The 17,269-nt window shown below is 43.3% G+C and carries 15 protein-coding genes, 2 pseudogenes and 1 CRISPR repeat array; of the genes and pseudogenes, 3 read left to right on the top strand and 14 right to left on the bottom strand.

Going from position 1 to position 17,269, the window contains the following annotated elements:
- Positions 1-76 precede the first annotated feature (76 nt).
- The 9 genes and pseudogenes from G4V62_RS12630 to G4V62_RS12590 form a co-directional block, all read right to left on the bottom strand.
- A complete protein-coding gene (locus G4V62_RS12630) occupies positions 77-724 on the bottom strand; it encodes an SIMPL domain-containing protein (RefSeq protein ID WP_165202759.1) in 648 nt (215 codons plus the stop codon).
- Positions 725-1,095: 371 nt separating this feature from the next.
- Positions 1,096-1,739 (bottom strand): annotated as a pseudogene (locus tag G4V62_RS12625) (SDR family oxidoreductase).
- A 131-nt stretch (positions 1,740-1,870) separates the two neighbouring features.
- Positions 1,871-2,701, bottom strand: coding sequence for a sugar phosphate isomerase/epimerase family protein (locus G4V62_RS12620; protein ID WP_165202757.1), 831 nt, complete (start codon positions 2,699-2,701; stop codon positions 1,871-1,873).
- A 99-nt stretch (positions 2,702-2,800) separates the two neighbouring features.
- On the bottom strand, positions 2,801-3,697 hold the full coding sequence (locus G4V62_RS12615) for a helix-turn-helix transcriptional regulator (RefSeq protein ID WP_165202755.1): 897 nt from the start codon (positions 3,695-3,697) through the stop codon (positions 2,801-2,803).
- 357 nt (positions 3,698-4,054) lie between these two features.
- The gene (locus tag G4V62_RS12610) at positions 4,055-5,545 is read right to left on the bottom strand and encodes a tripartite tricarboxylate transporter permease (protein ID WP_312855494.1); all 1,491 of its coding nucleotides are present in this window, start codon (positions 5,543-5,545) and stop codon (positions 4,055-4,057) included.
- A gap of 19 nt (positions 5,546-5,564) precedes the next feature.
- Complete coding sequence (locus tag G4V62_RS12605; RefSeq protein WP_165202751.1) at positions 5,565-5,996, bottom strand: tripartite tricarboxylate transporter TctB family protein; 432 nt, start codon at positions 5,994-5,996, stop codon at positions 5,565-5,567.
- Positions 5,997-6,028: 32 nt separating this feature from the next.
- Positions 6,029-7,042 carry a tripartite tricarboxylate transporter substrate binding protein gene (locus G4V62_RS12600; protein WP_165202749.1) on the bottom strand — a complete coding sequence of 338 codons (1,014 nt, stop codon included), beginning with the start codon at positions 7,040-7,042 and terminating at the stop codon, positions 6,029-6,031.
- A gap of 14 nt (positions 7,043-7,056) precedes the next feature.
- Complete coding sequence (locus tag G4V62_RS12595) at positions 7,057-8,067, bottom strand: LacI family DNA-binding transcriptional regulator (RefSeq protein WP_165202747.1); 1,011 nt, start codon at positions 8,065-8,067, stop codon at positions 7,057-7,059.
- Positions 8,068-8,074: 7 nt separating this feature from the next.
- On the bottom strand, positions 8,075-8,995 hold the full coding sequence (locus G4V62_RS12590) for a dihydrodipicolinate synthase family protein (RefSeq protein WP_165202745.1): 921 nt from the start codon (positions 8,993-8,995) through the stop codon (positions 8,075-8,077).
- 786 nt (positions 8,996-9,781) lie between these two features.
- Between G4V62_RS12590 and G4V62_RS12585 the strand changes: the two genes are divergently transcribed.
- Positions 9,782-11,146, top strand: coding sequence for an alkaline phosphatase (locus G4V62_RS12585; protein ID WP_165202743.1), 1,365 nt, complete (start codon positions 9,782-9,784; stop codon positions 11,144-11,146).
- A 66-nt stretch (positions 11,147-11,212) separates the two neighbouring features.
- Here G4V62_RS12585 and G4V62_RS12580 read toward each other — a convergent pair whose 3' ends face one another.
- The gene (locus G4V62_RS12580; RefSeq protein ID WP_165202741.1) at positions 11,213-11,983 is read right to left on the bottom strand and encodes a sulfite exporter TauE/SafE family protein; all 771 of its coding nucleotides are present in this window, start codon (positions 11,981-11,983) and stop codon (positions 11,213-11,215) included.
- 202 nt (positions 11,984-12,185) lie between these two features.
- Between G4V62_RS12580 and G4V62_RS12575 the strand changes: the two genes are divergently transcribed.
- Entirely contained in the window at positions 12,186-13,076 is an 891-nt protein-coding gene (locus tag G4V62_RS12575; RefSeq protein ID WP_165202739.1) for a LysR family transcriptional regulator, read from the top strand.
- A 277-nt stretch (positions 13,077-13,353) separates the two neighbouring features.
- Here G4V62_RS12575 and G4V62_RS12570 read toward each other — a convergent pair whose 3' ends face one another.
- The 4 genes and pseudogenes from G4V62_RS12570 to catA all read right to left on the bottom strand — a co-directional run bounded on the left by G4V62_RS12570 (position 13,354) and on the right by catA (position 16,441).
- The gene (locus tag G4V62_RS12570) at positions 13,354-13,905 is read right to left on the bottom strand and encodes a GNAT family N-acetyltransferase (protein WP_165202737.1); all 552 of its coding nucleotides are present in this window, start codon (positions 13,903-13,905) and stop codon (positions 13,354-13,356) included.
- Positions 13,906-14,053: 148 nt separating this feature from the next.
- Complete coding sequence (locus G4V62_RS12565) at positions 14,054-14,656, bottom strand: DUF6624 domain-containing protein (RefSeq protein WP_165202735.1); 603 nt, start codon at positions 14,654-14,656, stop codon at positions 14,054-14,056.
- A 150-nt stretch (positions 14,657-14,806) separates the two neighbouring features.
- Positions 14,807-15,175: a CRISPR direct-repeat array (repeat unit 24 nt; unit sequence CCACGCACTCACGTGGAGTGCGAC).
- 279 nt (positions 15,176-15,454) lie between these two features.
- Positions 15,455-15,739, bottom strand: a complete 285-nt coding sequence (locus tag G4V62_RS12560) for a hypothetical protein (protein WP_165202733.1) — start codon at positions 15,737-15,739, stop codon at positions 15,455-15,457.
- A gap of 39 nt (positions 15,740-15,778) precedes the next feature.
- Positions 15,779-16,441, bottom strand: a pseudogene (gene catA / locus G4V62_RS12555) (type A chloramphenicol O-acetyltransferase).
- Positions 16,442-16,644: 203 nt separating this feature from the next.
- On the opposite strand from catA, the gene G4V62_RS12550 reads away from it, so the two are divergent.
- Positions 16,645-17,175, top strand: coding sequence for a hypothetical protein (locus tag G4V62_RS12550; RefSeq protein WP_165202731.1), 531 nt, complete (start codon positions 16,645-16,647; stop codon positions 17,173-17,175).
- Positions 17,176-17,269 lie beyond the last annotated feature (94 nt).

Here is a 17,269-nt window from a genome sequence, read left to right as displayed (position 1 = left end):
AATTTACAAATTATTCTTAAGCAACTACTTTTGTGAAAATAATCACAAATTAATTTACACCACAAAGTCGCGGTGTTTAAAATGAATAAGTTAACTTTATCGCTGCTCCCTCTACAATGCTCCCTGGTTGAATGGGTGCTTGCTTAACAGATGCACTGAACATTGCTTCACTTTGGATGCGATCTGAAGGAATTTCGACAACTTCCATCGGAGGCTCATTAAGCATGACATTTAAGGTTTCCGCAAGCACTTGTGCTTTTGCCTGCGCCTCAAGGGTTGCTTCACGTAGAGCTTGCCGTTGTAACGCTTCTGTTTCTGATGAAGTGAACGTAATAGATACGACCCGATTCGCCCCAGCTTTTACCGCCGCATCAACAATCGAGCCCACCTCAGCAATTTGCTCTGTGCTCGCCTGCAAGAGGTGTGTCACCTCATATCCGCGAAATTGCTCCTGCCCCTCTACGTAATCGTACCTTGGTTCAATTCGATACGTAACCGTGCTGATCCCTTGTTCTGCCACGCCGCTTTGCTTTAATGCCTCGATTACCGCAGCTGTCGTGTTGTCATTTTTTTCTTGCGCCAATTCAATTTGATCACCCTCAGTCACGACACCAAGAACCCACTCAGCCTCATCTGGTACACCTGACACCTGACCGTAACCTACCACCGTTAGCGTATTTTGTTCAAACTCATCATGTATCGGCCGTTGGTAAACATTACTCATATCGATCGTCCTTTCTATGTTTGATCATTCATACATCATTTACAATTACTGAGGCAAAGAGGACATTTAGCGCGCGTAATTTACTTTATGACAGCTGGCACAAAAAAAAACCTCCTACACAAGAAATGTCACAAGGTCTTCTGGTAAAGCTCACTACTTAAAATGAAATTAAACGCTCACACCCTACAAACACATTGAGACCACACAGGCATTTCGAGCACATTGGTACATAAAGACATGCGATAGGGAAGACAACTTAGAATAAAGGCATTCGGTAAATTGAGACGTGAAGACGAGCGAGACGGTAAGCGTTTGTCAACAAATTGAGGCACTGCCCTTTAAGACAGTGCCCCTCTCTACAAATCATTGTTTTAAAGCTGTTTTAGTGCTTCCACAACAGGTGTTTCACCATTCACCACATCAAAATCTTTTCCGATGGTATCTGAATCATCAAGAACAGCGACGATCACTTCAGCTACATCTTCACGGGAAATATATGCCCGATCTAAATCTTTTGCGGCATTGATTTTCTGAGTACCCTCCTCATTCGTTAATCCACCTGGACGGATGATCGTATAATCAAGGCCGCTTTTCTTTAACCATTCATCTGCATAATGTTTTGCTGCGCTATAATGGGCAATTTTGGCACTCCACGCTTCACGACGGTGCACACCGATTGCACTGACCATAACGAAACGTTGAACACGAGCTGCTTTGGCCGCCTCCATCGCTTTAATCGCACCATCTAAATCCACGAGAATGGTTTTATCGGCGCCTGTATGGCCTCCCGATCCAGCAGTGAAGACGACTGCATCCGCTCCCTCCATCGTTTTTGCAATATCCGCAACAGATCCTTCCAGATCAGCTAAAGCTGTTTCTGCACCCAGCTGTTGAAAAAATCTTGCTGCTCGGGCTTGCGAACCATGGCAACCGTCGAATGCTTCCCTTGCGACTGTAACTTCTGAACGAGGTGTTTACCTATCTGCCCATTTGCGCCGACAACATGCACCTTCATCTCAACACATCCTTATTTAGAAAATGACATTGTTTTACATTACCCGGGAAATATGATGATAAAACGATGTTTTACAGGATAAAGCTCGCTCATTTATTTGTGAAAATGAGCACACCTTATGAATCGTTGTTTTACGTTGAAAGGTGCTTTTCTTTGATCCGGTGCATATATTCGCTATATTGCTTAAACGCGATTTCAGGCTCCTCGATTTCTGGACACCATACTTTCTCCCATTCCAATGTGTAATAGCCGTCGTAGCCTTTTGCTTTAAGCATTTGATAGATTTCCTCAAGTGGTATGTCCCCCTCGCCCATTAGACACAACTGGTAGCCGCGCGGGTGTTCGTCTTTCAAATATGAATCTTTCCAATGCGTGTAACGAATCGATTGTCCGAGTGTATCCCACGTCTCCTGAATCGGCTCGTCTGCTGTGCGATACGGATGATGTACATCCCAAAGCACTTGGAATGCATTAGAATCAACCTTCTCTAAAAGATCACGAACATATTGACACTTCGTCCAGCTATCATGCGTTTCCAATAACAATGTAACTCCTCCCGTTTCAGCGAGGTGAGCAAATGTCTTCGCATGTTCAGAAGCCATCTGCAATGCTTCTTCTCGGCTACTTCCGCCAATATCACCACCAAAAACACGAATATACGGCGTATTAAATATTTGACATAATCGAATGTACTCTTTTAATTCGTCGACATACGCTTCGTGCTTTTGCTGATCTGAATATAAGCGGACCGAGCTTGAAAAACAGGGAATCTCCAAACCGGCTTTCGCTACATTCTGCTTCGTCTTATCAATATCGTCTGTAAAAGGTTTTGTTCGGTAAACATCCATCTCACCTAAATAGCCACGAAAGTCAATCCCTTGATACCCCCACGAGACCGCTTGCTCAATCATCGTGTCAATATCCCAAGTTGGACATCCAAGCGTCGTAAATGCCAATTTCATTCCTTAACGCCTCCTTGAAAAGTACTGATGTACCCGATTTTAGTCCTCATTTCCTAAAGTATATTCAAAAGCCCGGACGAGAACTTGACGGAAATTGCTTTATTTACTCAATGAATTGATAGGATTTGCTCGAATTTTTTGTTTTCGATACTGAGAAGGGGTCATGCAAACCTGTTGACGAAATAAACGACTAAAATGAGATGCATTTTCAAAGCCCGATTCCAACGCAATATCTAAGACTGTTTTATCAACAGTCATTTCCAGTAAATATTTTGCCCGATGCAGCCGAACACTCATTAAGTATTGCATGACCGTCAGCCCGGTCACCTCTTTAAAAATGCGACACATATGATATTTGCTAATATTCAAATCATTCGCGATATCATTTAAGGTAATATTCAGTTGAAACGAGTTTTGTATCCACGTCACAATCCGATCGACGTGCTTACTTTTTTCTGATTCCTGAGGCGGTAGCTGCGCTAGCCTCGAGTGACTTAATTGATACATTTTAATTAATATGCGCGTGACGAGCGTTGCCATCTCCCCCTCGATCAATCTTCCCTGTGGATCTGCTCGATCCAGTGAAACCCTCACGTCATTTAATGCCGCTGTTTCACAAAAAAGATGGTCAATTTCACGTAAGCTGTCTTCCTCAACGTTTCGAAATAAAAAATTGTTCAATTTATAAAATGGTAACAGCAGCTCTGGCAATTGAATGCTTTTTAAGACAGGCTCAATCCAAGACTGAGAAAATTCAAGCACACTTCGCTCATAAGGCTTCGTCGCTAACGGCCTTGCACCGTGAAGCGTTAATCCGTTCATCATAATGATATCTCCAGGCTGAAGCGTATGAACTCGGTCACCAATCACATATTTACAATCCCCACTATGAAAGCGATAGATTTCAAACCTTTCATGAGAATGCGCTTGGAAGTCTGCATCTGTCCATTTCTCATTCATCCGACGAAAACAGACATGGATCATATCAGTTGTCATCGAGAGAACCCCCCATTCTTAAAAACGCTTTCAACTTATCGGTCTTTCTATTATACACATAGCTTTCGACTGACTAAAAGACCTTTGCTTTTTATCCTTATCTTTCATTCAATTGCCTGCATTAAAAAAAACGGCATTCGCCGCTGTAGCCGATGGACAAGCCTTCATTTCTCAATCGAGATGTCTTTACTCACCTAGCTGACGTATACTTTCAACTCAAGCTAAAAAACCGTTGCTTAGCTTCCCCTACAAAAAGAGTGCAGACATAAACCCTGTCTACACCCTTACTTGGATAGTGGTAACAAATGAACTTGACTGCCGAATTTTCTTGTCACATGACAGCCTGTTTTTCGACCCTTAAGCTGATTGCTTCTCCTTATATGATCGTATGATGCTGAGTAACATTGGAACAACCAATGATAAAACCGCTAGTAAAAGTAGCGTAAGTGCAATTGGCCTCGTTAAGAACATGAGATACGCTTGGTCGCCCCCCATGACAAGCGCCCTTCTAAAGTTTGACTCTGCCATTGGACCAAGTAAAATACCTAAAATGAGTGGACCTAAAGGAATATCCAATTTGCGAAACAGCAATCCTACAATGCCACTAATGAAAACAATCCAAACATCAACATACGAATTGTTTAATGCAAAGGCTCCAATGATACTAAATAAAACGACGGAAACCCAGATATATTCTTGCTTCAATAACATCAATCTGGAAAACAAGCTCGCACCAGCAAGACCAATGATGATCACAAGAATATTTGCCAAAAGCAAGAGTACGATGATCGTTGTTACAATGTCAGGATTTTCAGTAAACAGGTTAGGTCCTGGCTGCATACCGTACATCATTAATGATCCTAGCAAAACGGCTGTGACCGCGTCTCCCGGCAATCCTAGCGTAAGCATTGTCGTAAAAGCGCCGCCAATCACTCCGTTATTCGCTGTTGTTGTCGCTGCCAGCCCACCTAAAGAACCTTTACCATACTCTGTTTTCTTTTTCCCTTTTGCCATCCGTTTACTTTGCTCCCAAGTGACGATCGAAGCAATGTCTCCGCCGGCCCCGGGAATGGCTCCTATGATTGGCGACAGTATTGCCGAAAAAACAAATGGCTTTCTCATTTCTTTCCGCTCTTGACGGTTTGGTATCACTCGTCCAACCTTTTTCTTTACGTTTGTCGACATTTGCTGTTGTCGCTTTAACAGCAATTGATAGAACACTTCACCAAGTCCAAACACCCCGATCATGATTGGAATGAAAGATATACCATCATATAATTCACTGGACCCGAACGTAAATCGGGGCGTACTCGTTATCGGATCTAGACCTACTGTGGCGATAAACAAACCTATTAAACCGCTGATCAATCCTTTTCGTATCGTGCTTCCCGACACGCTAATAATCATAGATAAGCCAAAGATAGCTAAGGCAAAATATTCAGCTGCACCAAAGTTCAAAGCAAAGCGAGCAATGGGCTGCGCCAAGAACATGAGAAACAACACACTAATGAGACCGCCGACACCTGAATAAATTGCGTTGACACCTAGAGCCAAGCCCGCTTTACCTTGCTTTGTTAAAGGGTACCCATCAAATGTCGTCACCATCGAAGCAGGTGTACCTGGCGTATTGACGAGAATCGCCGGAATGCCCCCTGCAAAAATAGCAGTACAATAAATACTAATGAGCATCGCAAGACCTTGCTCAGCAGGAAGCCAAAACGTCATTGGTGTCAAGATCGCAACACCCATTGTTGCACTTAGCCCAGGCAAAGCCCCAATAAACAGCCCTAATACACTGCCAAGCAATAAAAATAATAAAGTGCCTGGGGTAAATACTTGTGCAAGCACTTCCAAAATCAATCTCCCCTTACAGAATGACGTTAAATCCAGCTGTAAAGATAAAATAGACAGTGACACTGAGGGCTACCGATGTAATTATTGCCGGAAGAACAGAGATGTTAATAATGAGTGACAAAAGAAACAGAGATACACTTGCATTGATGATAAATGGGATACCCTCCATCAAAGTAATAAACAAGGCAATCACTGAACTAAACAATATAAGCCTGACAACCAAGCTTTTTGCCTCTGGAGGCAGAAACCGTTTTTTTTCAATGAAGAAGCTTTTAAATAAATCAACGAGCGTCGTCATCATTAATACGATTAAAATCAGGCGCGGAAAATAAGACGGACCGATGCCATCTTGAGTAAATAATGTTGTAAAGGAAAAGGTTAGCCAAAATAACCAGCCACAAACGATGAGCAAAATTAAATCAAAGCATATATTCGCTGTACGCATCTCACCTTTTCCTCCCTTAACTTGTTTTTTTCTTACTCAAATTCAATTTGTGAAATGATTTCACTAAAGTAGTCATATTGCTCCTTCGCAAAGCTTTGAAAATCTCCTCCAGCTTTGTAGCCTGGCGTCATCCCTCTTTCTTCTAATAGCTTCTGAAAAGCCTCACTGTCATATGCCGTTTTAAATGCGGCTTGTAATGTTTCAACGATATCCTGTGGTGTCTCTTTTGGCACGACAAAACCGCCCCATCCAGAAAGATTGACATCATAGCCTAAATCTTGCAGGGTTGGAATGTCCGGGACGTTTGCGTCAGGCGCGTCACTCATGACGGCTAAAACTTTAAAGTCTCCGCTTTCGATCCCAGACAAAGCCTCCGAAGTACTTACAGTAACTGCATCAATATGTCCGCCCATTAAAGCACTGACAGCTGGTGCTGCCCCTTCATAAGGCACGTGCTCTACATCGATCTCGGCCGCCTGTGCGAACGCTGCGGCTGCAATATGCCAAATCGATCCGGTACCTGAGTTCCCTATATTGACTTCACCTGGATTTTGGTTTGCATACTGAATAAATTCTTCAAGGGTGCTGTATGGGGCATCAGAACGAACAGTAATAGCGGAAGGTATCGTCATTAATTGACCAAGAGCAGTAAAATCTTCTGGCGATATTTCAGCTAAACCTAAACTCTCTAACATAGACAGCTCGACCGGAACATAACCAACGGTATAACCGTCTGCTGATGCGTCTCTTACAGAATACATTCCTGGAGCACCAGAGCCACCAGCTTTATTCGTAACAACTACTGGCACACCTAGCTCTTTCTCCATTTCTGCCGCAATCGTTCGCGAAACCATATCAGATGCTCCACCCGCAGCTACTGGAACGACCACTTCAACCTGTTTCTCAGGATAATCTGTTGAATTCCCTTCCCCTTGAGTTGCTTCTCCTTGTTGGGCTTGGTCACCTTGAGTCGTCGTTGCTCCACCGCAGGCGGACAGCAGTAGTAGAGTAAAGATAAACACAGTTAATCCATAACACCTTTTCATTGACTCCAACTCCTCTAATGTAATCTCCAGCAAGACTTTCCTTCGTCCAATATTGGTTTGATGACAATCGTTTTTAATGGAAAATCCATACTCGAAGTCAGTCGGTCGCGCAAAAGGATAGATGCTTCCACGCCAATTTGATTGACCGGCTGTGTCATTAATGTCAATTGTGGCCTAAAAAGCTCCCACTGTGACCGCTCTCCAAACGCGATGACAGAAATATCTTCACCAATTTTAAGACGCTGCTCCCAAATGGCTTTTATGACTCCTTTTGTCATCGTGTTATTACAAGAGTAAATCGCAGTTGGCATCTCACCAGACTGCAACAGCTCCGTTGTTTGCTGAAATGCGCTCTCCTCACTAAAATCAGCCTTTTTAATCAGCGAATCTTCTGAATCCAATTGAAAGTCTTTAATTGCGTCTACCGCGCCCTGATAACGATCACGTGCAATCGAATTTTTAAAGTGACCATAGATGACACCAATACGATGATGTCCTAGCTGATGCAGGTAAAACATACTTTCATAAGAACCAAAGTGATTGTCATCAACGATAAGGTCGGTCTCAACCCCTTCCACCTCGCGATCGATCGCAATGACGGGGATTCGTAAATTTTTAATATAATCAATCGTCTCGTTATTTCCACCAGTTGGTATGATCACTACAGCTGCAACCTGCTGTTCCAAAATAATTTGCAACGCGGCATACTCTTGTGCTTCATCATCATTATGACTAAGTAAAATCATATGCATCCCAAGCGTACGAATCGTTTTCTCAATCTGTTTGGCAAGGGACATCAGATAAAAATTCGAAATATCAGAAATCAAAACAGCTACTTTATTTGACATTGCTGATTTTAAACTTCTTGCATTTGCATTTACTCTGTAACCTAGACGCTGTATTGACATCACGACATTTTCAAACGTTTGCTGACCTACATAGCCTTTATTGTTGATCACTTTAGAAACCGTAGCAATGGACACACCGGCGTCCTTGGCTACATCATTCATCGTCACTTTTTTCATGATAACCTCAGTAAATGGACATAAGTTTTTTCTCAGAAAGCTCAGAAATCCATTCGTTGAGCTCCTGAACAAGCTCTTCATTTAACCGTTTATTAAGGTCTTGTTGTGGACCTTTCACTGATCCGGCTTTAATCCCTCTATGTTCAAGTCCACTTTTAAAATAGGCTATATTTGCTCCTGCTTGCAAAATCTTGATGATGCGATCGGCATGCCTCTGCATCTCACGTGCATCATTTAAGTCCATGGCTTGAAACGAACGATAAATATGTACAAAAGGCTCTGGATAAACGCTTGACACCCCTGACACTACACCATCACAGCCCATCGCTAAAGCAGGGACAAACAGAGCATCAGTACCAGTTAAGACAGAAAAATCATTTGAACGAATGGACAAATAATCCTTTAGCATGAGAAAATCGGGATAGCTATACTTCATGCCGACAATATTCGGATATGATTCAGCTAAACGCTTTACGACTTTCACCGGAAGCTCATTCCCAGATAATTGAGGTATGCTGTAAAGATAAATTGGAAAATCCTTCGGCAATGCGTTCGCAATTGTCGCATAATAATGCTCAATGTCTTCTCCGCTTGCAGGAAAATAGATAGGTGTGACTACGCCAATGCCGTCAGCCCCCGCTTGAACAGCATGCTCGGCCAGCACAAGTGTTTCTTTCACGGTCATCGCACCAATATGAACGAAAACCGGCACGCGTTGGTTTGCCGCACGAATAACCGTTTCAGCAACCTCTTTACGCTCTTCTAAAGATAGTTTTAACATTTCTCCCGTAGTACCTAGCGGATAAAGGCAATCGACTCCTTTCGAAATTAAAAATTCTGTCAGCTTAGCTGTTTCAGAATAATTAACTTCACCGTTAGCGTACATTGGAGTAACCATGGCCGTTGTAACGCCAAACAGCTTTTTCATTCAATCCCTCCTTCAGATGAGCTAAACGTTTTTTGACAAAAGCAATATCACTCATATAATAAAACGTTTTATCGTATTATAAATGGCATTTTTATACGTATCAAGGTTAATTTTACTTTTTTTGTTTATTTTCCCAAAATTCAATGTTAAGGTGTAAGCAGTGTGATAGATCTCCCGTTCTCCCTCCTTCTCCTACGAAAACGGGTGCGTTTTTTCTTTCAAACAGTGAACCGTCGACTTACGGAAAAGATGATCAAGCAATCTACCATTTTCGTCTTCATCATTGGGGATGCTTTTGACATCCTAAAAAATTGTCTTTACGAAAAGTCCGTGTGCTCTTTTTTTCATAACAGTGTGCATGAAGATAGGCTGCGTTTTCTTTAAGAACTTTAATACGTCGTTTTGAAAAAATACCGTCGCTGGAAACATATATGATCTACATACATCGCCAGATTTCACTCTATATCCTCCCCGCAAAACAAGAACATTTGTTCTTATTATATACGAATACACGTTCTTTGTGCAAGCTTTTTTAACACTGAGAAAAAAATTTTTCACTGGACGAGGCAGACCGTTTATGACATAAAACATGTCATTGGTTATGTATTAAATTCCGCTCTGTAGCTGTTTCCTCGTCTGAATTCTGCAAGTGTGTCAGCTGATCATTTTTTCATTCAATGCCTTATATTTACATACAGTTAACTTTCTATTGATTTTTCGTTAACAAATGGTTGGTAGAATTTCTCATAGATTTAATTTTCTTACTAAACGAAGGAGGTTTTTCGTTTGTTTTCAAAGCCACTAGTAAAAAAAATTGCTCCGCTCGCCGCAGCTACTACGCTCGCAGTCACAAGCCTCATCGGAACAGCACAACAAGCAGAAGCTTCAGATCAGCAAACAGAAGACATTAAAAATGTGATCTTTCTTGTTGGTGATGGGATGGGGCCATCATTTACGACGATGTACCGATACTACAAAGACAACCCTGACACGCCCGTTATGGAGATGACCGAATTTGATCCATATCTGGTAGGGCTTCAATCTACATACCCTGGCGATTTAGAACAGAACATTACCGACTCTGCAGCTGCAGCTACGACAATGTCCTCTGGTGTAAAGACATACAACGGCGCCATTGCGGTTGATATGGAAAAACAAAATGTTGAAACCGTCCTTGAAATGGCGAAAATGGAAGGCAAGTCAACCGGACTCGTGGCAACTTCGCAAGTGAATCACGCTACGCCAGCAGCATTTGGTGCGCATAACGAGTCACGGCAAAATTACAATGAAATTGCTGACGATTATTTCGACCTCATGATTGATGGAAATCACGTCGTTGACGTCATTCTCGGTGGCGGTACAGATTATTTCGATCGTGAAGACCGTAACCTGATTAACGAATTTGAAAAAGATGGCTACAGTTATGTCACGAATCGTGAGCAAATGATGAATGATGACAACGAACAAGTTCTCGGTCTGTTTGCACCTGTTGGCATGGACAAAATGATCGACCGTAACGAAAACACACCCTCACTTAATGAAATGACGGAATCTGCACTTGATCGTTTAAATAAAAACGATGACGGCTTTTTCCTCATGGTTGAAGGAAGCCAAATCGATTGGGCTGGTCATGACAATGACGTTGTCGGTGTAATGAGTGAAATGGAAGACTTTGAGGAAGCATTTGCAACAGCGATCGACTTTGCTAAAGAAGACGGCGAAACGCTCGTCGTTGCCACAGCTGATCATTCGACAGGTGGCATGTCCATTGGCCGCGCCGGCTCATATGAATGGGACCCAGCAGCCCTAAAAAAGGCAAAGCGTTCTCCAGACTTTATGGCAAAACAAATTGCTGATGGTGCAGGTGTTGAAGGAACGCTAAGGAAGTATATCGATTTTGAACTCACTGCTGATGAAATCCAGGCTGTAAAAGATTCGGCTGTAAACGGGAATGCAACACTCATCGACAACGCGATCGAACGTATTTTTGACGTACGAAGCGGTACTGGTTGGACAACCGGCGGACACACTGCTGTCGATGTTCCTGTATATGCATTCGGCCCAGGCTTAGACATGTTTACTGGTCAAATCGACAATGCCGATACTGGCTTTGGTCTCATTGAAGCAATCACTGGTGAAAGACCTGAATAAAGACGTAAAAAGACATGCGCGCCTCTCTTGTGTGAGATAGCGGCATGTCTTTTTACTTACTTTTAATCATTGAAAATACAAGCGGAAGCCAATGACAATTAACAAGATTGCCAGCATCTGAATGATACCGCGCGCCGAGATTTTCCGTGACAGCAGCACCCCGAGCTGCGAACCGAGTAAAACACCGACGCCCCCCCAAACAACAATGCTCCAATCGATATTTCCTAAGTACATTTGCATGATCGCACCACTACTTGTATACAGGGTCAACGAAAAAATTGACGTTGCTGTCGCTGCGTATGTTGGCATCTTAAACAAATAAATCAAGATGGGAACAAGCAAAAATCCGCCACCAATCCCGAGATAACTAGATAATATCCCCATGAGAATACCGACAGGCACTAACTTTGCCGCAGTATACTGCCCGGCAGACAGTGCTTCTGCGGTTGCCGCCGTTTCTGCTCGTTTCTTCGAATTTTTGATAAGCAAAAATGTGCCCAGTCCGACGAGAACAGTCGCAAAAACAATATAAAAATACGACGATGAGTACATTTGCAATATCCATACCCCAGCAAGTGAACCTGGAATCGCCCCAGCAGCAATTTTGACCCCAACAGCGTACTGAATCTTTTTTTGCCGAGCATATCCCATCGCTCCTGATATCGCATTGATGAGAACAATAACTAACCCTGATCCAGCTGCAACGGCTGGCTCGACATTCATCAATAAAAGCAGCGCCGGCACGAAAATAAAACCGCCACCAGCACCGACAATCGTGCCATACCCCCCTGCAAATATTCCAATTAAAAGCAATATCAATCCTGCTGCCAAATCCATAAGATGATCTCCCTTCCTCCCTGTCCCTTCTGTATAATGAACGTATCAGATGCAGGCACCCCTGTACATTCGCAATAAATGATGAGGTATAACGAAAACGAATACCGTGTAAACCGAGGGGAAAATCTATATTGTAGAAGCATTCTTAATACTCTCCCAGTAAAAGACAACAAAGGATTCTATTAGAAAGGATATGATGCTGATGAATATGGACACATTTGCATTGTTTTGCCTCGTGGTGGAAGATGGCAGCATTACCCAAGCCGCCCAAAAGCGCTACATATCACAGCCAGCAGCAACGAAACAAATTCGCCAGCTGGAGAACGACTACAACACGCTCTTATTTCATCGTGGAGAAAACAAGCTGCACCTCACCGAAGCAGGTAAAGCGCTCTACCCTTTTGCAAAAGAAATGCTAGAATACTACGAACAGTCTAAAGAAGCGATTACGATGCTTTCAGATACATCAAATCTTTTACTACGCTTAGGCGCCAGCCTCACGATTGGAGAATATATATTACCCGACGTTTTAGGTCGCTTTAGGAGTGAGCATGAAACGTTTAGTTTTAACCTTTCGCTCGGAAACACGCCTGACATTCTCGACCAGTTACATGCCAATGATATCGACATCGCCTTTGTCGAGAGCTCTTTTTCTCACGATCCCGACATGATCATTTTCCCGTTTGCCGAAGATGAGCTCATCTTAGTCACCGCCAAAGACCATCCTTGGACAAAGCGTAGCCCGATTCCAATTGCCCAGCTCAAAGAAGAACAATTCATCTGGCGTGAGCCTACTTCTGGCACACGAGCAATGATTGAAAATGCCTTAAAGGAACAGGGCATGTTTCTCGAAACGCATCGCTTTATGGAGCTCGGCAGTATGCAATCGATTAAAAGTGCCGTCGAAGCCGGCTTAGGCGTCAGCATCATCCCCCGACAGTGCGTCACCAAAGAAATCACCTTTGGCACCTTACAGGAAGTCCCCATTCGAGATTTCACGCTCACGCGCAAGCTACACATGGTGCAAAAAAAACGCCGCTTCCAAAAAGCCGGCATTGCCCAGTTGGCGGCTTTTATGCAAAAGGACGTATAATACGAAGAATGCCTTAGCGTGGTGACAAACGTTCGCATCCGTCACCTCGTTCACCATCTCATGGATTTAGGTTCTATTCGCGGGAAAAAATCCGGAGAGGTTACTAAGCGACATATAAAATAGACTTTGTCTTCACTCTGAAACGGCCACAACTGGCGTGACTCGCCTCATTTTGCTCTTATAACTAAATGCTCCGCTTCCCTTCCTTGTTTTTCCAATAACAAAAAGCGTGCAGACAAAGCCTAGAAAGACTTCACCTACACGCTGAGGCTCCTTTTTAAAGGGAATATTCTTTTCGTAAAATCCCCATCACGATCGTATCATAGTAAGCACCGTTCACGTATGCATTGTTACGCAATCGTCCTTCAATCGTAAACCCGCACTTCTCATACGAACGAATGGCGCGCGTATTGCCACTCCACGTGTCCAACTGCACCCGCTCAATGTTCATCGATTGAAACAAATAACGCAACAAGCTGTTGACTGCGTCCGAGCCATAGCCTTTGCTCCAATAGGCACGCTCGCCGATGCTAATCCCTAATGTGCAACATCGTGAGACTGGATTAAGATCCCGATACCCAATCGAGCCAATATGAAGCGCAGGCTCGTCCTTCGTATAAATCGAAAATTGACAGCTCTCGCGCCGGTCCAGCATTTTGATCACTTTTTCAAAGGCGTCTTCCAGCTGCTCCTCAGACACATGACTGTAACGAAAAAAATCTTCTCCAGCAGACATCACGGCGACTTCCTCATCGTTACGCCATTTGTACGTCCGTTTAAAATCGGCCAGGGAGACAGGCCGTAACTCTACACGCTTTCCAGTAATCAAGGGTGTGCTCCCATCCTTTCAATTGGTTTCCACAAAACGTTGGGCAACGATCGACTAAAAATGTGTTTGTGCGTACCATAAGCACCACACCCTTTCTGGTTTGTCTATTTTCAGTGTATCATAATGCATTGGTGTAAAGGAATATATTTCAAACCGTCCGATCGTCCTCATGACACCAGCCTGTTTCGATCAGCCAGTCCTCCATCTCCTGTCTCATTGCTCTCGCTTCTGCAACAGTCACACTCTTAGACTCTTTTGCCATCTGTGCTTTCACTGCTTCCACTGGTGATAATCCGACCTCGCGTCGATAAAGGTCAACGTTCTCAGCATCCGCAAGAAGCCAACAGCGCATCACCCCATCTAGCGCGTAATCAAATTGCGTTCCATACTTTTGAGGCGCTCTTTCATAAAAATGAATACGATCGTCAAGATAGGGAACGTAAGTGCGGTTAACTTGATGCCGACCAAAAGCTTTCATTTGTGCCAGCATCTCTTTTAGGAAAGATGGATGGCTGATGCTGTGTTGAATGATGAGCCACGCCGCCCTATGACCGTCTTCACCAACGAGCGAAATCGTTGGAAAACCGTGTATTTCAATCAAAGACGCTAACCTGGCTTGATGGTCATCATGAACACTTTTCATCTCTGGATGGTAGCCGCGATTTAATTCACCAGCGTTAAGAAGCCGCTCCCTCACCTCAAGATCTTGCTTTTGCATCTGCAGAAGCTGTTGCCGGAATTCACTATTCATCTCTTGACCGCCTCACTTCAATTTTTTTGACTGTCTTTTTCCTACAATCAGTACAAAGCTTTAGATCAAAGAAACAGGTGAATCCTTACATCAGTTGCATGTAAGGATCACCTGTTTTTAGTTTCAACACGGTGTGATGTTTTGTTTTTTCGACGCACTTACGTGGCGTGCGACTATTTTCATTATACCACTTAAAGATGGTTTCGGCTAATTACGGGCGATTTACTGACCCACGCACTCACGTGGAGTGCGACACTATCCGCATTCGTATAGTAACCACTTTGCGGGCGATTTCAATCCACGCACTCACGTGGAGTGCGACCGTTCTGATCTTTAAGATTCTTCAAGGAATGTTATTTCAATCCACGCACTCACGTGGAGTGCGACAAATATGCCGGAGGACTTCGGGGACGTTTATTCCATTTCAATCCACGCACTCACGTGGAGTGCGACAAAATTTAGCCGGCCCTTGCGATCGGGGTAGCTTATTTCAATCCACGCACTCACGTGGAGTGCGACAGCGAAAATGCCCCTTAAAAATGGGAATTCTCATTGTTATACGGCATTATCGAAGCTTCTTGCTCATTCAATTGTAAATTATAACCTTTTCTTCAATCATACGGAAGGTTTTTTCTAAGAATTTGGTGCGAATCTCCCGGGGTTTTTATGTGCGCTTATGGTTCGCACCGCTTAATTCTCTTGCCCTTCGTCTATTATATAGAAGTAAATGCTATTTCACCCTATGTTTGCGTCTAGCGTCTATCCTCTTTATACATTCCAACAGTATTCGCGTAAAGCTTATGGCCCTCTAAAGCCAAATATCGCAACAAAGGCAATAATCACATTTAAGAATAAGGACATGGCACCAAAAATAAGGACTAGCATTCTTAGAGTCCCTTTTTTTGTTAACATGATCAATATGAAACTGATTAAACCGTAGAATATGGGCATGAGCACGCCGATGAGTCCTGTTTGACCAAAGGTTAGTAACGTAAAGTATTCATGAGTAAATTGAATTAGTATCAATGGCAAGATACTTAACAGCAAAAAGACTAAAGAAATGAAGGAATACGTCATATGCATGTCAATCACCTCACTTTTTTTACAACCCCTTACACTCTTCTATCCATCGTCTGTCGTCAGCCACTCTTGACAGCGGTCAGCCATCTCCTGCACTTCATGCATAAAGATGCTTGCGTGGTAGCCATCACAAACGGCATGGTGCGCTTGAAAGGAAATGGGCAGCATCGTTTTGCCTTCTTCGGTGAAGAACTTATCGATCGTGATGATTGGCAACAGGTAGTTGCTGGTTTTATTAATATTTAAATTAAAGCCGGAGAAAGACACCCATGGCACAGCCGAGATGGAGAGCGCATTGGGCGGGGTGTTTTCTTTTGTCAAAAAGCCTTTGACATTTCCGTATTCCTCTATATCTTGCAAATAGCTGTGATGGAATTTAGGAAAACATGTGGAAAATTCTGTCCAAATGCTCGAAAACGTCTGGTCATCTTTATGAAAAATCGTATAGCTCGGCACCATCGCATCTCAATAGCCTAACTGGTCGTCTTCATTAAATGCCATGCGAAATTCACGATGACGATTGACCGCTGTCGTCATGATATACATAAATGCAGGGTATGGTTTTAATTCGCGATCCTTGAGCTCTTTTAGCAGAGTTGTTATATCAATATTTGCAGTGACACTAAATGTGCACTCTAAATTCCAAAAGTGTTCAAAGTGTTGGGCACGATTCCAGTCGTTATAATCTATCAGATGAAATGTCATGATGAACGCCTCCAGTGTAAAGTCTTTTGATCGACGAAGGAGACGCGTTTCAATGTCCAGAGTTGTCTCTTGTCAAATCGATGCTTAATCAATGCTATGCTAGCACAAAAAGGGTGAAAGCAAACGGCGGTAAACGAATGAATGGTTTGCCAGCTGAATATAATCTTGAACAAAACTGTTTTCATTTAAAAGGAGCAACATTCATGACCTTTACCTTTTTTTCCGCTACCACAGTCGCTGCGATTGCGATGATTGCTGTCTGCCTAGCCATCCGCTGTGCCAAGCGCCTCAATCACTCACAGCGCATGGTGATTTCGATGTTTTGTGGGACATGCTTAGGGCTCGTTGTTGGCTTACTTTTTGGTATGCTCTTCAGTGGACAACTGTTTCTATCGACGATGCTTGGCATTCTTACTGGCTCCCTGCTCGGACTCATCTGTGGCATGTTTCTCGGTCTGGTTTCCTGCTTTGAGGGGCTGATCGCTGGACTAATGGGCGGGATGATGGGGGCGATGCTCGGCGAGATGTTAACGCCAGCAAAAGTGACGCTCACGATTAAAATACTTCTCCCACTATCGATGTGTTCATTGCTGTTATATGGTGTTTTCATTCATCGCCCCTCACAAGATAGTACAGTCAAGCAGAAACGCTGGCTGCTTAAACCCTTCCTCAGTCTCCTTTTCATCATGACTTATCTCATGTTTGGCGAAGCGTTTATTGCTCGTTTTTTGTAAAAATGCAGCTTCACACATTCGTGGCAAAAGTTATCTTTTTTTGCCCTTTTCATTTAAGATGAAAGCATAGATTGGCGGAGGATCTTCAGCTTCA

It is taken from the genome of Litoribacterium kuwaitense, from assembly GCF_011058155.1.
GTDB lineage: Bacteria > Bacillota > Bacilli > Bacillales > DSM-28697 > Litoribacterium > Litoribacterium kuwaitense.
Note: the sequence above shows the minus strand (reverse complement) of the source record. Positions and strands in the feature narration are given on the sequence as shown.

What these genes read in the sequence shown, in the direction of transcription:
- G4V62_RS12620 (WP_165202757.1), bottom strand. Translation starts at nt 2,701, where the DNA reads ATGAAATTGGCATTTACGACGCTTGGATGTCCAACTTGGGATATTGAC.
- G4V62_RS12560 (WP_165202733.1), bottom strand. Translation starts at nt 15,739, where the DNA reads ATGCATATGACGTATTCCTTCATTTCTTTAGTCTTTTTGCTGTTAAGT.
- G4V62_RS12575 (WP_165202739.1), top strand. Translation starts at nt 12,186, where the DNA reads ATGAATATGGACACATTTGCATTGTTTTGCCTCGTGGTGGAAGATGGC.
- G4V62_RS12630 (WP_165202759.1), bottom strand. Translation starts at nt 724, where the DNA reads ATGAGTAATGTTTACCAACGGCCGATACATGATGAGTTTGAACAAAAT.
- G4V62_RS12580 (WP_165202741.1), bottom strand. Translation starts at nt 11,983, where the DNA reads ATGGATTTGGCAGCAGGATTGATATTGCTTTTAATTGGAATATTTGCA.
- G4V62_RS12600 (WP_165202749.1), bottom strand. Translation starts at nt 7,042, where the DNA reads ATGAAAAGGTGTTATGGATTAACTGTGTTTATCTTTACTCTACTACTG.
- G4V62_RS12605 (WP_165202751.1), bottom strand. Translation starts at nt 5,996, where the DNA reads ATGCGTACAGCGAATATATGCTTTGATTTAATTTTGCTCATCGTTTGT.
- G4V62_RS12565 (WP_165202735.1), bottom strand. Translation starts at nt 14,656, where the DNA reads ATGAATAGTGAATTCCGGCAACAGCTTCTGCAGATGCAAAAGCAAGAT.
- G4V62_RS12590 (WP_165202745.1), bottom strand. Translation starts at nt 8,995, where the DNA reads ATGAAAAAGCTGTTTGGCGTTACAACGGCCATGGTTACTCCAATGTAC.
- G4V62_RS12595 (WP_165202747.1), bottom strand. Translation starts at nt 8,067, where the DNA reads ATGAAAAAAGTGACGATGAATGATGTAGCCAAGGACGCCGGTGTGTCC.
- G4V62_RS12615 (WP_165202755.1), bottom strand. Translation starts at nt 3,697, where the DNA reads ATGACAACTGATATGATCCATGTCTGTTTTCGTCGGATGAATGAGAAA.
- G4V62_RS12550 (WP_165202731.1), top strand. Translation starts at nt 16,645, where the DNA reads ATGACCTTTACCTTTTTTTCCGCTACCACAGTCGCTGCGATTGCGATG.